This window comes from Methylobacterium sp. M6A4_1b (genome assembly GCF_053345175.1).
Map to the genome: position 1 here is coordinate 169,366 of NZ_JBKEZQ010000004.1, position 15,704 is coordinate 185,069.

Annotated in this window: 14 protein-coding genes; 5 read left to right on the plus strand and 9 right to left on the minus strand. The window is 72.9% G+C overall.

The genetic code is table 11. The features are described 5' to 3' along the window. Positions 1-15: 15 nt before the first annotated feature. Both ACLBWX_RS06115 and ACLBWX_RS06120 read right to left on the minus strand, forming a co-directional pair. Positions 16-1,104 carry an NAD(P)/FAD-dependent oxidoreductase gene (locus tag ACLBWX_RS06115; RefSeq protein ID WP_447676183.1) on the minus strand — a complete coding sequence of 363 codons (1,089 nt, stop codon included), beginning with the start codon at positions 1,102-1,104 and terminating at the stop codon, positions 16-18. After that, on the minus strand, positions 1,104-2,225 hold the full coding sequence (locus ACLBWX_RS06120; protein WP_447676184.1) for a calcium:proton antiporter: 1,122 nt from the start codon (positions 2,223-2,225) through the stop codon (positions 1,104-1,106). Before ACLBWX_RS06120 ends, ACLBWX_RS06115 begins: the two co-directional genes overlap by 1 nt. A 309-nt stretch (positions 2,226-2,534) precedes the next feature. Between ACLBWX_RS06120 and ACLBWX_RS06125 the strand changes: the two genes are divergently transcribed. Continuing rightward, a complete protein-coding gene (locus tag ACLBWX_RS06125; RefSeq protein ID WP_447676185.1) occupies positions 2,535-4,250 on the plus strand; it encodes a DEAD/DEAH box helicase in 1,716 nt (571 codons plus the stop codon). Between the two features lie 35 nt (positions 4,251-4,285). On the opposite strand, the gene ACLBWX_RS06130 is transcribed toward ACLBWX_RS06125, so the two are convergent. Together ACLBWX_RS06130 and ACLBWX_RS06135 are read right to left on the minus strand one after the other, a co-directional pair. Beyond that, positions 4,286-5,179 (minus strand): hypothetical protein, encoded by an 894-nt coding sequence (locus tag ACLBWX_RS06130; protein WP_447676186.1) that lies wholly within the window; start codon positions 5,177-5,179, stop codon positions 4,286-4,288. Positions 5,180-5,394: 215 nt separating this feature from the next. After that, positions 5,395-6,288: a DUF6925 family protein gene (locus ACLBWX_RS06135; protein ID WP_447676187.1), complete on the minus strand. Its 894-nt coding sequence runs from the start codon at positions 6,286-6,288 to the stop codon at positions 5,395-5,397. 100 nt (positions 6,289-6,388) lie between these two features. Here ACLBWX_RS06135 and ACLBWX_RS06140 point away from each other — a divergent pair, with 100 nt between their 5' ends. After that, positions 6,389-7,879: an ATP-binding protein gene (locus ACLBWX_RS06140; RefSeq protein ID WP_447676310.1), complete on the plus strand. Its 1,491-nt coding sequence runs from the start codon at positions 6,389-6,391 to the stop codon at positions 7,877-7,879. Next, entirely contained in the window at positions 7,876-8,535 is a 660-nt protein-coding gene (locus tag ACLBWX_RS06145) for a response regulator (protein WP_447676188.1), read from the plus strand. Before ACLBWX_RS06140 ends, ACLBWX_RS06145 begins: the two co-directional genes overlap by 4 nt. A gap of 13 nt (positions 8,536-8,548) precedes the next feature. Here ACLBWX_RS06145 and ACLBWX_RS06150 read toward each other — a convergent pair whose 3' ends face one another. Genes ACLBWX_RS06150 through tsaD form a run of 5 tightly spaced genes read right to left on the minus strand, consistent with a single transcriptional unit; the run spans position 8,549 to position 12,429 of the window. Then, positions 8,549-8,965, minus strand: a complete 417-nt coding sequence (locus ACLBWX_RS06150) for an EVE domain-containing protein (RefSeq protein WP_447676189.1) — start codon at positions 8,963-8,965, stop codon at positions 8,549-8,551. Positions 8,966-9,013: 48 nt separating this feature from the next. Further along, positions 9,014-9,478, minus strand: coding sequence for an opioid growth factor receptor-related protein (locus ACLBWX_RS06155; RefSeq protein WP_447676190.1), 465 nt, complete (start codon positions 9,476-9,478; stop codon positions 9,014-9,016). Continuing rightward, a complete protein-coding gene (locus ACLBWX_RS06160; protein WP_447676191.1) occupies positions 9,475-10,464 on the minus strand; it encodes an NAD(P)H-dependent glycerol-3-phosphate dehydrogenase in 990 nt (329 codons plus the stop codon). Before ACLBWX_RS06160 ends, ACLBWX_RS06155 begins: the two co-directional genes overlap by 4 nt. Beyond that, positions 10,461-11,393 carry a GNAT family N-acetyltransferase gene (locus tag ACLBWX_RS06165; protein WP_447676192.1) on the minus strand — a complete coding sequence of 311 codons (933 nt, stop codon included), beginning with the start codon at positions 11,391-11,393 and terminating at the stop codon, positions 10,461-10,463. The genes ACLBWX_RS06160 and ACLBWX_RS06165 overlap by 4 nt, the downstream gene beginning before the upstream one ends. Then, positions 11,386-12,429, minus strand: coding sequence for a tRNA (adenosine(37)-N6)-threonylcarbamoyltransferase complex transferase subunit TsaD (gene tsaD, locus ACLBWX_RS06170; RefSeq protein WP_447676193.1), 1,044 nt, complete (start codon positions 12,427-12,429; stop codon positions 11,386-11,388). Before tsaD ends, ACLBWX_RS06165 begins: the two co-directional genes overlap by 8 nt. Before the next feature lie 146 nt (positions 12,430-12,575). Here tsaD and ACLBWX_RS06175 point away from each other — a divergent pair, with 146 nt between their 5' ends. After that, positions 12,576-13,301: a uroporphyrinogen-III synthase gene (locus tag ACLBWX_RS06175; RefSeq protein WP_447676194.1), complete on the plus strand. Its 726-nt coding sequence runs from the start codon at positions 12,576-12,578 to the stop codon at positions 13,299-13,301. A gap of 129 nt (positions 13,302-13,430) precedes the next feature. After that, the gene (locus ACLBWX_RS06180; protein ID WP_447676195.1) at positions 13,431-15,644 is read left to right on the plus strand and encodes a translation initiation factor 2; all 2,214 of its coding nucleotides are present in this window, start codon (positions 13,431-13,433) and stop codon (positions 15,642-15,644) included. The last annotated feature ends 60 nt before the right edge of the window (positions 15,645-15,704 follow it).

Genomic DNA, 15,704 nt, shown 5'->3' on the forward strand with positions numbered 1-15,704 from the left:
GAGCCGCCGCGATATTCAGGGTCCGACGAGGCGGTCGGCGACATCCTCGGCAAGGGACAGGCTCGAGGTCAGGCCCGGGCTCTCGATCCCGAAGAGATGGATCAGGCCGGAAAGCCCGTGCTCGGCCGGGCCGTCGATCCGGAAGTCGGCGGCGGGCTCGCCCGGTCCCGTCAGCTTCGGACGGATGCCGGCATAATCCGGCGTCAACACGCCGTCGGGCAGGCCCGGCCAGTAACGGCGGATCGCGCGGGCGAAAGGCTCGGCGCGGGCGGGATCGACCCGATAGTCCAGGGTATCGACCCATTCGACGTCCGGTCCGAAGCGCATCCGGCCGGCGAGATCGAGGGTGAGGTGGATGCCGAGGCCGCCCTCGACCGGCGCCGGATAGATCAGGCGCGAGAAGGCCGGCCGTCCGGTGCAGCCGAAATAGCTGCCCTTGGCCAGGACCTGGCGCGGAATGCGCGCGGCGGGATAGCCCTCCACGGCGGCGGCGATGGCCTGGGCTCCGAGGCCGGCGGCGTTGACCACGGCGTCGAAGGGCAGGACTTCGCCGTTGACCGTGACGCTCCAGCCCTGCCCGGCCCGCGCGACGTCCGTGATCCGGCTGTCGAAGGCGACGGCGCCGCCGGCATCCTCCAGGTCGCCTTGGAGGGCCAGCATCAGGCCGTGGCTGTCGACGATGCCGGTGCCGGGCGCGTGCAGGGCCGCGACGCAGGCGAGATTGGGCTCGAGGGCGCGGGCTTGGGCTCCATCGAGGAGCGTCAGGCCCGGAACGCCGTTGGCGTCGCCGCGTGCGCGGAGCGCCGCGATGGCGTCGCGCTCGGATTCGTCGGTGGCGACGATGAGCTTGCCGCAGCGGCGATAGGCGACGCCGTGGCTGTCGCAGAACGCGGCGAGCATCGCCGCTCCGGCGACGCAGTGCCGGGCGCGCAGGGAGCCGGCGGGGTAATACATCCCGCCATGGATCACCTCGGAATTGCGCGCCGAGATTCCCGTCCCGATGGCGTTCTCGGCCTCGGCCACGATGACCGCGTGGCCGCGGCGCGCGAGCGCCCTGGCCACCGCGAGACCGACGATTCCGGCACCGACGACGAGGATATCCATCACGGGCTGAAGATCAGCACGAGATAGACGAAGAAGACAACCAGGTGGACGGCGCCCTCGAGCACGGTCGTCCGCTGGCCCGAGAAGGTCAGGGTGCTGAGGATCAGCGTGACGACGAGGAGCGTCATCTCGGTCGGAGCGAGGCCGAGCACGACGGTCTGCCCCGAGATCAGCCCGACGGCGAGCACGGCCGGCACCGTGAGGCCGATGGTCGAGGTGGCCGCGCCGAGGCAGAGGTTGATGGCGCGCTGCAATTCGTTGCGGGCGATGGCCTTCAGGGCGCTGATGCCCTCGGGCGTGAACACGATGGCGGCGATCAGGACGCCGCCCAGCGCGCTCGGCGCGCCCAGGGCCTCGATGCCATGATCGAGGATCGACGCGAGGCTCTTCGACAGGAGCACGATCGGCAGGATGTTGGCGAGGAGGAGGCCGATATGCTTGAGCACCGTGAGGCCGTGCACGCCTCCCGTGGCCCCAGCCTCGGGTCCGGTGGGAACGTCGGCGTTCGACCGCGCCATCTGGCCGCCGTCGTGGATGAAGAAGCTGCGGTGCCGGCCCGTCTGGATCATCAGGAAGATGCCGTAGAGCGCCACCGTGAACACCGAGAACGCCACGGCCTGGAGGGTGGTCAGCGTGCCGCCGGTGGTCGAGGTGGTGAAGTTCGGGATGATCAGCGCGATGGTGGCCAGGGGGATGATCACCGACAGGAAGGCCGAGGTGCCCTGCAGGTTGTAGGATTGCTGGTGGTGTCGCAGCCCACCGATCAGCAGGCCGAGGCCCACGATTCCGTTGAGGACGATCATCAGGACGGCGAACATCGTGTCGCGCCCGAGGGTCGGCACCGATTTCGGCGAGAGCATCACGGCCGAGACCAGGGCGACCTCAATGAGGACGATCGACAGGGTCAGCACCAGCGTGCCCAGCGGTTCGCCGAGCCTGTGCGCCAGTTCCTCGGCCTCGTGGACCACGCCGAAGGCCGCCCAGAGGATGACGGAGAACAGCCACAGGAACAGGGCGGTGGCCCAGAGCGGCGAATCGAGACTTCCGAGCCAGGACGGACCATGGACGGCGAAGGCGGCGACGCTCGCCCAGGCCACCACAAGACGTAAGATCGCCGCCATCGTTCACACGGGGTTCCGGCCCGGGGGGCAGAGCCTCGGGCATCTTCGCCCCTAAGTGGCACAGCCCGTCCGCCTGCACAGTCCAGGCGTGGAACTTAGCTGTGGGAGCCGGCGATATCGGCGCCGGGCGCCCATGGGTGGACGGGCATGCATCCGCAGTCATGGCGCTGCGCCGCAGTTCCGGCTACAAGCGATGCCATCCGTAACCGTTCGAGGCCGGAATCACGTCGGTTTGGAGTTCGTCGCGTCCCGCGCGACACCCTCCCCGGCGGCTCTTCCGCCTGCTTGCCCGCTAAGGCTTCCGTCACAGTGTCCTTCCCCACCCTGCCGGCCCCGCTCGCCCGAGCGCTGACCGCGCGCGACTACGAAGACCCGACGCCCGTCCAGACCGCCGTCATCGAGGCGGCCGCCCAGGGCCGCGACCTGCTCGTCTCGGCCCAGACCGGCTCGGGCAAGACCGTGGCCTACGGCCTCGCCTTCGCCGAGACCCTGCTCGGCGACGCCGAGCGCTTCGGCCCCGCCGGCGCGCCGCTGGCCCTCGTCATCGCCCCGACGCGCGAGCTCGCGTTGCAGGTCGAGCGCGAACTGACCTGGCTCTACGCCGAGACCGGCGCCCGCGTGATCTCCTGCGTCGGCGGCATGGACCCGCGCCGCGAGAGCCGCCAGCTCAACGACGGTGCCCACATCGTCGTCGGAACTCCGGGCCGCCTGCGCGACCACCTGGAGCGGCGCAACCTCGCCACCCAGGACCTTCGGGCCGTCGTCCTCGACGAGGCCGACGAGATGCTCGATCTCGGCTTCCGGGACGACCTCGAATTCATCCTGTCGGTGACTCCGAAGGAGCGGCGCACGCTCCTGTTCTCCGCGACCCTGCCGAAGGCGATCGCGACGCTGGCCGAGCGTTACCAGAGCGATGCCCTGCGCATCGCCGTGAAGGGCCAGGAGCGCGGCCACGCCGACATCACCTACAAGGCCATCCGCGTCGTGCCGCGTGAATTGGAGCACGTGGTGGTCAACACCCTGCGCTTCATGGATGCGCCGACGGCGATCATCTTCTGCAACACCCGCAACGCGGTGCGTCACCTCCAGGCGGTGCTCACCGAACGCGGCTTCTCGGCCGTGGCGCTCTCGGGCGAGCTCGGCCAGGGCGAGCGCAACGCCGCCCTCCAGGCGCTCCGCGACGGCCGGGCCAAGGTCTGCGTGGCCACCGACGTCGCCGCGCGCGGCATCGATCTGCCGACGGTCAGCCTCGTCATCCACGCCGATCTGCCGCACGATGCCGAGGTGCTGCAGCACCGCTCCGGCCGCACCGGCCGCGCCGGGCGCAAGGGCACCAGCCTCCTGCTGATCCCCGCCTCGAAGCGGCGCCGGGCCGAGCAGATGCTGATGATCGCCAAGGTCTCGTTCGAGTGGGCCGGCCCGCCCACCGCCGACGAGATCCGCCGCCTCGACGGTGAGCGCATGTGGCAGGACCCGATCTTCACCGAGGAGCCGGCCGAGGAAGACGTGGCCATGGCCGAGACCCTGATGGCGCAGCGGACGCCCCAGGAACTCGCCGCGGCCCTGGCCCGGATCTACCGCTCCCGCCTGCCCGCGCCCGAGGACGTCACCGATCCGGGCGCCGGTCCCGAGCGCAAGACGCGCCCGGTCTACGATCCCGCCGACACGGATCGGATCGACGCCCAGGGGCCGGCCGTGTGGTTCCGGCTCAATCTCGGCCGGCGCGACAACGCCGACCCGCGCCGCCTGCTGCCGATGCTGACCCGGCGCGGCAATATCGGCCGGCAGGAGATCGGCGCGATCCGCATCTTCGATCGCGAGACCAAGTTCGAGGTCCGCAGCGGCGCGGCCTCGCGCTTTGCCCAGACCTTCGCCAAGAACGGCTCGCCCGAGATCCAGGTGGAGCCGATCCTCGACGGCGATGCGGCGCAGGAGGAGAAGGGGCCGAAGGGCCTCAAGAGCCCGCGCGGCGCGCGCCACGAGCGCGAGGTCGCCAAGAAGCCGCGCGCCAGCCGGGCGCGCTGACCCAGGGGGGGGCGCCCGAAGCGGGCGCTCCTCTCTCAGAAGCGGTCAGGCAGGCTCTTCACCGCGTTGCCGAACGCCTCGACGCTCTCCGCGATCTTGCGCCCGGCCGGTGCGAAGGACGGCACCTTCACACCCAGGAACTCGGTCTGCTCCGGCTCGGGCTCGGCCTGCGCGACCTGCGCAGCCGGCGCGGGCTTGGCTGCCGGTTTGGCCGCGACCGGCTTGGCATGGGCCGCAGCGGCCACGGGCTTGCGCTTCTCGGGCTCGCGCTCCGGCGTCAAGGCGGTAAAGGTGCCGGCGGTGGCGGTAGCGGTGACCCGCGACCGGGTGGTCTCGTTGGGCAGAGGCGCGATCAGCGCCGCGGTCCGCGTCGCCGGTATCAGCGAGGCCGGACGGGCAGGCGGCAGCACGGCGGCGTTCTCGATCTGCGGCAGGCGCGGCGGCTTCGGCGCAGCCGCCAGGACAGCGGGTTTCTCGGCGGCTTTTTCGGCGGGTTTCGCCTCGGGCAGCTTCACGGCGATCGGCCTCGCGTCGGCCACCCGAGCCAATGGCTGGGCGATCGCGGCCGGCTGCGGCTCCACCTGTGCGGGGGCGGCCGGCAGCGCCTGCGCTGCGGCAGCTTCGGGCGCCGCCGCGACGGGCTTCGGAGCCGTGGGTGCCAGGGACGGAACGCCGTCGCGCAGGTCCGGCCAGTCGGAGGCGCTGTGCCCGAGGCCGGCGCTGGCGGCCGTGGCCTTGGCCAGGGTCGGCCGGGTGAATTGGGGTCCTGCGAGGCCGCCGAGGGTCGTGGAGGCCACGGCGGCGAAGGCGGCGAGCGACAGCACGCCGAGGCCGGAGAGCAGCACGACCCGGAGATTCACCCGCGACGGGCGCGGAGCCGGCGTCGCCGGGCGCCGGGTCTCGGAGGGATCGATCGTCACGGACATCATGGTCTCAGACATCTCGCACGCTTTAGGAGGTTCGAATTGACCGTTGCCGGTCGATCACGCGGCGCCGGCGGGGCACGACCGGCGCAGCGACGCCGGAGCGGCGACACCTGCGTGTAACGACAAAGGCGCCGCATTGGGGCATGAAGATGTCCTCGATCCAGGCCCTGAACAGGTTCGGATCAGACGCGGCGCGAAACTGAATAAACCCGGCAGGTTTAACGAGGGGTGTCTGGAGACGACTTCGGACTGTCCTGATTCGCCTCCGCCTCGGCCTGAAGCTGTACGACCCGGCCGATCCCGCGCGTGAACCGGGTCGCCCCCTTCGGCGAAAGCGGCGCCCCCGCGACGCACTGCGCCTTGAGCCGGGCGAGAGCCGGGTCGCCCCAGCGGGCGAGCACGGCCTGGAAGGCGGCGTGCGCCGCGGAATCGAAGGGGCGGGCGCGGCCCGCACGATCCCGGCAGGGATGGGGCGGCACGAACTGCGCCACGGGGACGAGCCCGCGCGGGATCGGAGCGGTGGCGGCATGGGTGCGGCCGAGGGCGAGGATCTTCGGATCGAGGAAGGCGCGCGGACCACTCGGTTCGGTTCCCGTTCCCGCAAGGACCTCGATGCGGCCGAGCGGCGTGGTCACGACCACGTCGGCGACGCCGAGCAGGTCGAGGACGCCGACCGGATCGTCGGTCCAGGCGTGGCCGACCAGCCTCGCGAGGCGCGCCAGCGTATCCGGATCGGTCGAGCGCAGGAGCATCCGGCCCTGCGGCAGGGCCAGTCCTAAGTCGAACCACTTATCCCCAAGATTTCGCGCATGAAGGGCCGCTGCGTCACGGCCAGCCGCGCGGATCGATCCGGTTTCGAATCGCGGGCAGCGCGCCGTCGGCAGGCACAGGGCGACGGCGTGGCTCCAGCCTCCGGCGAAGGCCGTCTCGTAGGCGAGAGGGACCGTCTCGGCCGGATCGAGGGCGATCCCGCCGCGCGGCGTGACCAGCCCGAGGCGCCCGTCCGCCGGAGCGCCCGCCGCCTCGTCAGGATGCCGGTCGAAACGCGCGAGTGCCCCGAACCCGCCCATCGTCCAGGCGGTCTCCGGGTCGGCCAGGGCCGTGGCGATCAAACCCGTCGCCGTATCGGAAAGCTGCCATCCGGCCCCGGGTCCGCTACACACGGGGCGACGACCGCTCACCATGTCCCCGACGGGCCTCTCCCCAAACGCCATGCCTCACGACGCCGCCTCCGCTTCCGGCCTCCGGTCGGACCCGCCTGCCCGGACGGGAGCCCACCCGGCTCCGTCCGGGCGGGCCGGCCGCTGGCCGCGCTGGGCCTCGTGGTCGACGCGGACCCGGATGATCGTCCTGGTCCTCGCCATCGACCTCCTGGCCGCCCTGGTCTCCTGCGCCGTCATCGTGCTGAACGCCCGCTCCGCCGTCGAGGTCGAGATGCAGGCGGCGATGACGAATGTCGAGCTTCTGGTCTCCGACACCATCGACCTCGCCCAGTCCGGCCCGCCCGCGGGCATTCTCCAGACCCTGAACCTGCGCATCCACGACCTGCGCCACGTCCGCGTCACCGTGCTCGACGCCGGCGGCAAGGTCGTCACCGGAGGCCTCGGCCGGGTCCGGCGGGACCAGCACGCGGCGCCGGCCTGGTTCGCGGCGCTGATCGCTCCACCGATCCGGGAGCACGACCTGCCCATCGTGGCCCAGGGCCTGCGCATCGGCACCGCCCGCATCACCACCCAGCCCAACGACGAGATCGACGAGGTCTGGGGCTATGCCCTGTCGCTGTCCCTCGCGAGCCTCTGCCTCAGCCTCGGCCTCCTCGCCGCGCTGACGCTGGCCTTCGGCCGGGTGCTGGCGCCCCTGACGCAGCTCTCCGACGGCCTGATCCAGCTGGAGCAGCAGGACTACACGGTGCGCCTCGAACCGCCGGCCTCGCGGGAGCTCGCCGCCATCGCCGCCCGCTTCAACCGGGTGGCGGAGGCCCTCTCGGAGACCCGCGCGGCCAACGGGCGCCTGAATCGCCAGCTCCTCTCGGCCCAGGACGACGAGCGTCGGCGCACGGCCCTGGAGCTTCACGACGAGTTCGGTCCCTGCCTCTTCGCCCTGGAGGCGACCGCCGCCTCGGTCGTCCGCATGGCCGAGGCCGAGGCGGCGCCCGACCGGGCCCGCCTGAAGCAGCGCGCCCAGGACATCGCCAGCATCGTCGGGCAGGTCCAGACCCAGAACCGCGACCTCCTCAACCGCCTGCGCCCGCACGCCCTCGGGCAGGTGCCGCTGCCGGACTGCCTCGACCTGCTGCTGCGCGACTTCCGCCGGCGCCATGCCGGCACGCGCTTCGCCGGCAGCTTCGACGGGCTGGCCCGCGGCTACGGCGACGTCACCGACCTCACGGTCTTCCGCTGCATCCAGGAGAGCATGACCAATGCGGTGCGCCACGGCCGCGCCTCGAACGTCACCGTGCGGGCCCTCGATGCGGCGGCCGGCGTTCCGGGCGGCCGGGCGCTTCACCTCACCATCCGCGACGACGGCAGCGGCATCACGCCCGAACATGGCCTCGGGCTCGGCCTGTCGGGGATGCGCGAGCGCGTGGAGGCCCTCGGCGGCACGTTCCGGCTTGACAATGCCCAGCCCGGCGCGGTTGTCCGGATCTTGATTCCGCTCGATGATGAGCGCGACGCCGAAACGAGTCCGATTCCCAGCGCATGACCGCGATCGCCACCGCCACCGAGGCCCAGACCCTCGTCATCGACGATCATCCGATCGTGCTCCAGGGGTGCCGGCGGGTGCTGGAGGACGCGGGGATCGAGCGGATCCTCGAGGCCACCAGCGTGGCCGCGGGCTATCGCCGCTTCCTGCGCCGGCGTCCCGCCACGGTGATCTGCGACCTCACCTTCCAGGGCAGCGGCCTGGCCGGCCTCGAATTGATCCGGCGGATGCGCAGGGCCAGCCCGGCGGTCCGCATCCTCGTCTTCAGCATGCACAACGATCCGGTCATCGTCTCGCGGGCGCTGGAGGCCGGCGCCCTCGGTTACGTGCTCAAGGACCACGCCTCGGGCGAGCTGTTCGAGGCCTTCGATCGGGTCCGGTCCGGCCGGCCCTACCTCGATCCGCGGCTGGCCACCGAGGTCGCGATGCTGCGCGCCGATCCGAGGCGCACGCCCGAGACCCAGCTCACACCACGCGAATTGCAGATCCTGCAGCGCCTGGCGCAGGGCAAATCCTACGGCGCCATCGCGAGCGATCTCTCGGTCAGCTACAAGACGATCACCAATGCCTGCTCGATGATGCGTCAGAAGCTCGGGCTGCGCACCCTGGCGGAACTGATCCACGTGGCGGTGACGCAGGCGCAGCGCCAGGGCTGAGCCCCGCCGGGGTTCAGCCGAGTCCGCCCATCTCGCACACCACCGCCCACTCCGCCTCGGTGACCGGCTGGACCGAGAGGCGCGAGTTGTTGGCGAGCACCATGACGGCGAGCCGCGGCTCAGCCTTGATCGCCTCGAGGGTCACGGGGCGCGGCAGCGTCTCCACGGCGCGCAGGTCGACCATGCCGAAGCGGCCGGTCTCGTCGGAATCGTCCGGATAGTAGGGCCGGATCACCTCGACGATCCCCACCACCGCCTTGCCCTCGTTCGAGTGGTAGAAGAATCCGCGCTCGCCCACCTCCATGGCCATGAGGTGCTTCTTCGCGACGTGGTTGCGCACGCCGTTCCAGTGCGTGCCGGCGGCCCCCGCGGCGACCTGCTGCTCCCAGGACCAGGTCGAGGGCTCGGACTTGTAGAGCCAGTAGGCCATGCGCTTCTCCAGAGACGCCGGCTCCATAGCACCGGCCGAGCGTGGCCGTCAGACCCTTCGGAGCGCGGCGTCCCAGTAGCGGAGGCTCGTGGCGTTGACCGGCGCGCCGGCCTTCCCGTTGCGGGCGGTCACGAAGGCGTGGAACTCGGCCGCCGCCTCGGACCCGAGGAGATCCGAGACCGCCGAGAGGATCCGTGTGATGCGCAGGTGATTGTGGTCGTGCGTGCGCAGCCAGCCCTCGGTCTCGGCATAGAACCGGGTCATCCGCCCGAGCGCGGCGCGCAGGCCCGAAAGGGCGGCCGGATCGTTGCGGATCGCCTCGGCCTCGGCCCGGCTCAGCACCGGCGTGCCCGGCACGGCCAGGCTGGCCTCGTGCAGGGGAAAGCACCACTGGATGAAGTCGTGAACGCCCTCGATATGGGCGTCGTCGAAGGCGAGGACGTCTGCGAGGTGCCGGCCGGCCCCGTCGCGGCCGTCGCCGGCCAGGAAGGCGCGGACGGGATGCTGGCTCACTCGGCTTCTCCGCGCAGCGGCCGCGCCAGCAGGGCGGCGATGACGCCGTCGACGCTGGCGCCGCCCGAGACGATGGCGGCGACCGCCTCGGCCACCGGCATCTCGATGCCCCGGGCGCGCGCGAGGTCGACGAGGGCCGCGGCCGTGAAGGCGCCTTCCGCGAGCTTGCCGCCGGCGGCCGCCTCGGGCGAGGCCCCGGCGCCGAGGCGCTCGCCGAAGGCGAAGTTGCGCGATTGCGGCGAGGAGGCGGTGAGCACGAGGTCGCCGAGGCCGGAAAGGCCCATCAGGGTCTCGGGCCGGCCGCCATAGGCGCGGGCGAAGCGCATGAGCTCGGCGAAGGCCCGGGCGATCAGGGCCGCCCGGGCGCTCTCGCCGAGGCCGCGACCGGCGACGATGCCCGACGCGATGGCGAGGACGTTCTTGCCGGCCCCGCCGATCTCGACGCCGCGCACGTCGTCGGTGTGGTAGACCCGGAGCGTCGGCCCCGAGAGCGTGCCGGCGAGGCGTGCGGCGAGCGCCGCGTCCGCCGCCGCGAGCGTCACCGCGGTGGGCAGGTTGCGGGCGACGTCCGCGGCGAAGCTCGGGCCGGACAGGACCGCCACCGGGGCCGGGCCGCCCAGCTGCTCGGCCGCCACTTCGCTCATGAAGGCGTCGGTGCCGCGCTCGATTCCCTTGGCGCAGAGCACGATGGCCGCCTCCGGGCCGAGCGCGGGCGCCAGGTCGGCGAGCACCCCCCGCAGGGTCTGCGCCGGCGTGACCATCAGGACGGTCCCGGCCGCGGCCAGCGCCGACGAACCGGCCGTGACCGCGATGCGCGCATGGAGGGGCACGCCCGGCAGGTAACGGGCGTTCTCGCGGGTGTCCTCCAGCCGCGCGGCCGCTTCCGGATCGCGCAGCCACAGGGTGACGTCGTGCCCGGCCGCCGCGGCCGCGTTGGCCAGCGCCGTTCCCCAGGCGCCGCCGCCGACGACTCCGATCCGTGTCATGCGCACGTCCCCTGCACCCGGTCCTTCACTTGATCCTGCACCTGATCCCGCACTTGGAATTGCGCGTGAGATTCGAATGCGCCCGCCTGCAGACGATACAGGAGATGCGGGCGCAGAGGATGCCCCGGCGGCAGGGCCGGATGGGGGAAGCCTCCTGCGGGACGCATGCCCAGGCGCTCCATCACCCGGCGCGAGGGCGTGTTCGCCTCCGCGGTGAAGGCGACGATCTCCTGGAGGCCGCAGCGGCCGAACAGGTCGGCGAGGGCGAGGCGGGCGCCGCGCGTGGCGATGCCGAGTCCCCAGGCGCTCCGCGCGAGGCGCCAGCCGATCTCGACGGTCCGCCCGGGCCTGTCGCCGCCGGGAAAGGGCATCGGGCGCAGGAGGCGCGCGCCGCCGATCATCCCGACGAAACCGCGGCCCTCCACTTCGACGGCCCAGGGACCGAAGCCGTCCACCGCGAAGCGCCGGGCACAGGTCCGCGCCTCGGTTCGGCTCGCGGCCGCGTCCTTCGGCGCGGGGAAGTGGCGCATGACCTCGGGATCGGCATTGAGGGCGGCGAAGGGCGCCTCGTCGTCCGCCCGCCAGGGACGCAGCAGGAGGTCACCGTCGCGAAGGCTTTTCGGCGGCGTCGCGCCCTCCGCGTTCTGCAGCTTGCCGCGCAGGGCCAGGGAGCGCCGGTTCAAGGCGAAGAGGTCGGCGCGGCCGGTCAGGACGGCCTCGCCGAGTTCTGTGGCCGCCGCGAGCTGGTCCAGGGGCAGGTTCGCCCAGGCGGGGGCCGGCACGCTCTCGCGCCAGGGGCCGCCGCAGGTGTTGTCGAGAAGGATGCGCGCGAAGCAATGATCGCGCTGCACGGGCCAGTCGGGGCCGGCGGCCTCGGGCAGGCGCCGTTCCACCAGGGCGCGCCAGCGCAGCCGCGCGGCCTCAGGCAACCGCCTTCGGCTCCGCGAAGGGCCAGCGGGCGCGGGCCGGCGCGGTGAGATCGTCCACGAGACCGAGGCGCAGGCGCTCGATCCCGGCCCAGGCGATCATCGCGCCGTTGTCGCCACAGAGGGCGAGCGGCGGGGCCACGAAGGCGAGGCCCGCCTCGCCGGCCTGGGTGGTGAGCGCCCGCCGGATCGCGCCGTTCGCCGCGACCCCGCCGGCCGCCACCAGGGCGGTGGGATGGCCGGCGACGGCCGCGAAGTCGCGCATCGCCACCCGCAGGCGGTCGACCACCACGTCGACCACCGCCGCCTGGAAGCTGGCGCAGAGGTCGGCGACGTCGACGGAAGAGAGCGGCGCCAGCTTCTCGGCCTCGATCCGCAGGGCGGTCTTCAGGCCGGACAGGGAGAAATTGGCTTCGCGCCGGCCGAGCATCGGCCTGGGCAGGGCGAAGCGCTCGGGATCGCCGGTCTCGGCCATGCGCTCGACCTCGGGGCCGCCCGGGTAGCCGAGGCCGAGGAGCTTGGCGACCTTGTCGAAGGCCTCGCCGATGGCGTCGTCGATGGTGGTGCCGAGGCGCACGTAGTCGCCCACCCCCTTCACCGCCACGAGCTGGGTGTGCCCGCCGGAGGCGAGGAGGAGGAGGTAGGGGAAGCCGATTCCGTCGGTGAGCCGCGCCGTCAGCGCGTGCGCCTCCAGGTGGTTGACCGCGATGAGGGGCTTGCGTGCCACCAGCGCCAGGGTCTTGGCGGTGACGAGGCCGATCAGGACGCCGCCGATCAGGCCGGGCCCGGCCGCCACCGCGATGCCGTCGACCTGGGCCAAGGTCAGGCCGGCACTGCTCAGCGCCCGCTCGATCAGCCGGTCGAGCACCTCGACATGGGCGCGGGCCGCGATCTCCGGGACGACGCCGCCATAGGCCGCGTGCTCGGCGATCTGGCTCAGCACCTCGTTGGAGAGGATGCGCCCGCGCCCGTTCTCGCCGGGGGCGACCACGGAGGCGGCGGTCTCGTCGCAGGTCGTTTCGATGCCGAGGACGTTCATGGACGGCGGATCATCTCGAAGGATGGCGGGGTGGCCCGTGGGATGCGCGGCACCCTATCGTCCGCCTCCCCCGGCGGCAACGACGGGTTGCCACGGGCGGCGGGACGGGCATGGATGGGAGCCGGGTTCGGGGAGTGCGGAACGGAATGCGGATCTGGGTCGCACGGCCGGAACCGGGAGCGACGCGCACGGGCGCGCGCCTGGCCGCCCTCGGGCATCGCCCCCTCGTCGCCCCCGTCCTGACCGTGCACCCCACCGGCGCGCGCCTGCCGCAGGACGCCTTCGCCGGACTGATCCTCACCAGCGCCAACGCGGTGACGGCGCTGGGACCGGAAGACTGCGCGCGCTTGCGGACCATTCCGACCTTCACGGTCGGGAGCCGCACGGCCGCCCTGGCACACGCGGCCGGCTTCGCGGACGTCCGCGAGGCCGCGGGCGAAGCGACGTCCCTGGCGCGGCTGGTCGGGGCTTCGCTGGCCCGGGGCGCCCGCCTGCTCCACGCCGCCGGGGCCGAGCGCAAGGCCGAGCCCGCCGCCGCCCTGGTCGCGGCCGGTTTCCGGCTCACGGTTCAGGACGTCTACGCCGCACGGGCTGTGGAGCGCCTGCCCGGCGCCGTGGCCGAAGGTCTCGGAGGTGGCGAACTCGAGGCGGCGCTGCACTACTCACGGCGCAGCGCTCGGATCGCACACGATCTCGCCAACGCGGAAGGGCTCGGCGGAGCCTTCGCGGCACTGACGCATTACTGCTTGTCGGCCGATGTCGCCGTGCCCCTGGTCGCCGCCGGGGTCGCGGTCCATTTCGTGGCCGAACGCCCCGGGGAGGATGCGCTCCTCGCGGGATTGCCGGCCCCCGGGCCAACAGGATTACGATAAGGGCCTCGCTCCGGCGGCGGCCCTGGTGCTAGGACGAACGCAAGAAGCTGCGCCGCCAGCCACGACCCACCGGGCGCCGGATGCGCCGAACGGGTCGGGCTGCGGGAGACGGGAAGGGAGCCTTGAACCGTGAAACCACCCAACAGCGACGCCAACCGCCCGGACTCTCCCACGGGTGGCCGGCCGGCCGAGCCCGGCAAGCCCGCCACGCCGGGCGGCGCCGTTCCGCCGAAGGTCGAGGCATCGGCGAAGCCGGGGCAGCCCGGCGGGACGCCCGCTACGGGTGAGCCGGTCAAGGAAGGCACGAAGACGGACGCCGTGAAGACGGAAGCCGCCAAGGCCGCGATCCTCACGCCCGATGCCGCCAAACCCGACACCATCAAGTCCGACGCGGTGAAGCCGGAGGCCTCCAAGCCGGATCTGGCCAAGCCGGACCTGGCCAAGCCGGACCTGGCCAAGCCGGACCTGGCCAAGCCCGATCCGCTGGCCGCCGGGTCCGCGAAGACCGATGCGATCAAGGCCGACGCGCCGAAGCCGGATGCCCTCAAGCCCGATCCGCTGAAGTCCGACGCACCGAAGGCCGAGCCGTACAAGGCGGATGCCGCGAAATCCGAGCCGCCCCGCTCCGGCGGTTTCGGTGGAGCGCAGCCCGGTGCTCGTCCGGGTCAGTCCGTGACCGATGGCCCGATCATCGACCTGAAGGCCAAGCGCATGCCGGACCCGGTGCCGCCTGCCGGGGCTGCCGGGGCTGCCGGGGCTGCCGGGGCTGCCGGGGCTGCCGCTGGGATGTCGGGCAAGCCGGTGGACGGCAAGACGCCGGACGGCAAGCTTCCGGACGGCAAGACGTCCGACAGCAAGAGTTCCGATCCGAGGGGCGCGGCGGAGCCCGCCAGGGCCGGTGGTCCGACGACGCCGCGCATCACCCCGGCGGCAGCGGCGGCGCCCGCCGCTTCGTCCGGGGCCGGCTTCGGCTCTCTCGTCACCGCCGGCCTCCTCGGCGGCGTGGTCGGCGCCGGGTTGCTGTTCGGGGTGGCCCGCAGCGGCCTGATGGCACCGGGCGAGGATGCGCGCATCACCGCCCTCGACCAGCGGATCGCGGCGCTCGCCCCGAAGGACGCGCTGGCGGGACTCGACAAGCGCGTCGCCGCCAACGAGGCCGCCGTGAAGGCCGTGCCCGAGGCGGTCTCGACCGCGCGTCAGGCCCTCGAGAAGGCGAATGCGGCCCAGGGCGGCGCCCCGGCCCCCGCCGAGGGCGCGCCGGCCAATGCGGCGGCATCCGCCGTCCCGGCGGATCTCGTCGCGCGCCTCGACGCCCTCGACCAGCGCGTCTCGGCCCTGCAGGAGGAGCCCGGACGCGACCAGGGCGGCGACGCCCGCATGGCGGTGTCGCAGGCGCCCGCGCCGCAGATCGCCGCGCTCGATCAGCGCCTGAAGGCGATCGAGGGCAAGGTCGATTCCGCCCCGAAGCCCGCCGCGCAGCCCGACCTCGCCCCGAAGATCGCCGCCCTCCAGGGTGACGTCGAGGCCAGGACCAAGGCGAATGCCGAGGCGGCCCAGGCGCTGAGCCAGAAGGTGGTCGCCCTCCAGCAATCGCTGGAAGCGCGCGTCCAGGCCGCCACCGAGGCGGTCCAGACCGCGACGCAGGCGAGCGAGAAGGTCGCCGACGCGAGCAAGGTTCAGGCGACCGAGGCGGCGAAAGCCGTGGAGCGCCAGCTTCAGGCCCAGGCCGACAAGATCGCCGGCCTCGACAAGGCCGTGTCGGAGCGCGCCCAGACCTCGACGCTGCAGGCGGCCCTGCGCGTCGTCTCGGCCGACCGGATCGTCACCGCCCTCGACACCGGGGCACCCTACGCCGACGCCCTCTCGGCCCTTCGCGGGCTCGAGCCGGGCGATCCGGCACGCCTCAGCGCGGTCGCGGCCTTCGCCGACAAGGGCGCGCCGACGGCCCGGTCCCTCGCGGCCGAGTTCCGGCCCATCGCCGAGAAGATCGCCGCCAAGCGCCGGGCCGCCCAGAGCAAGGCCGTGGCCGAGACCGGGGACATCGGCACCAGGTTGATGAGCATGGCCGAATCGATCGTCCAGGTCCGCCGCGTCGAAATCCCGGCCGGCGGAGGCGGCGCCAACGCACCGGCCCCCGACACCGCGCCGAAGGTTCAGGATGCCCTGGACCGCGGTGCGATCAAGGAGGCGGCCGAGGCTTTCGCGGCTCTGCCCGAGGCGGCACGGGCCGAGGCCGGCGAGTTCGGTACCAAGCTCTCCTCGCGCGCCGCCGCCGGCGACGCGGCCCAGGGCCTGCTCGCCGAGGCCTTCAAGGGCCTGCCCGCCACCGGCGCCTCCCGTTGAGCGCGCGGCCGCGCACCCCGATCTCGGACGGGATGCGCGGCGCCCCGGATTTCGCGCGGG

Coding starts and splice junctions, on each gene's coding strand:
- ACLBWX_RS06115 (WP_447676183.1), bottom strand. CDS start 1,104: ATGGATATCCTCGTCGTCGGTGCCGGAATCGTCGGTCTCGCGGTGGCC.
- ACLBWX_RS06120 (WP_447676184.1), bottom strand. CDS start 2,225: ATGGCGGCGATCTTACGTCTTGTGGTGGCCTGGGCGAGCGTCGCCGCC.
- ACLBWX_RS06130 (WP_447676186.1), bottom strand. CDS start 5,179: ATGATGTCCGTGACGATCGATCCCTCCGAGACCCGGCGCCCGGCGACG.
- ACLBWX_RS06140 (WP_447676310.1), top strand. CDS start 6,389: ATGCCTCACGACGCCGCCTCCGCTTCCGGCCTCCGGTCGGACCCGCCT.
- ACLBWX_RS06145 (WP_447676188.1), top strand. CDS start 7,876: ATGACCGCGATCGCCACCGCCACCGAGGCCCAGACCCTCGTCATCGAC.
- ACLBWX_RS06150 (WP_447676189.1), bottom strand. CDS start 8,965: ATGGCCTACTGGCTCTACAAGTCCGAGCCCTCGACCTGGTCCTGGGAG.
- ACLBWX_RS06160 (WP_447676191.1), bottom strand. CDS start 10,464: ATGACACGGATCGGAGTCGTCGGCGGCGGCGCCTGGGGAACGGCGCTG.
- tsaD (WP_447676193.1), bottom strand. CDS start 12,429: ATGAACGTCCTCGGCATCGAAACGACCTGCGACGAGACCGCCGCCTCC.
- ACLBWX_RS06175 (WP_447676194.1), top strand. CDS start 12,576: ATGCGGATCTGGGTCGCACGGCCGGAACCGGGAGCGACGCGCACGGGC.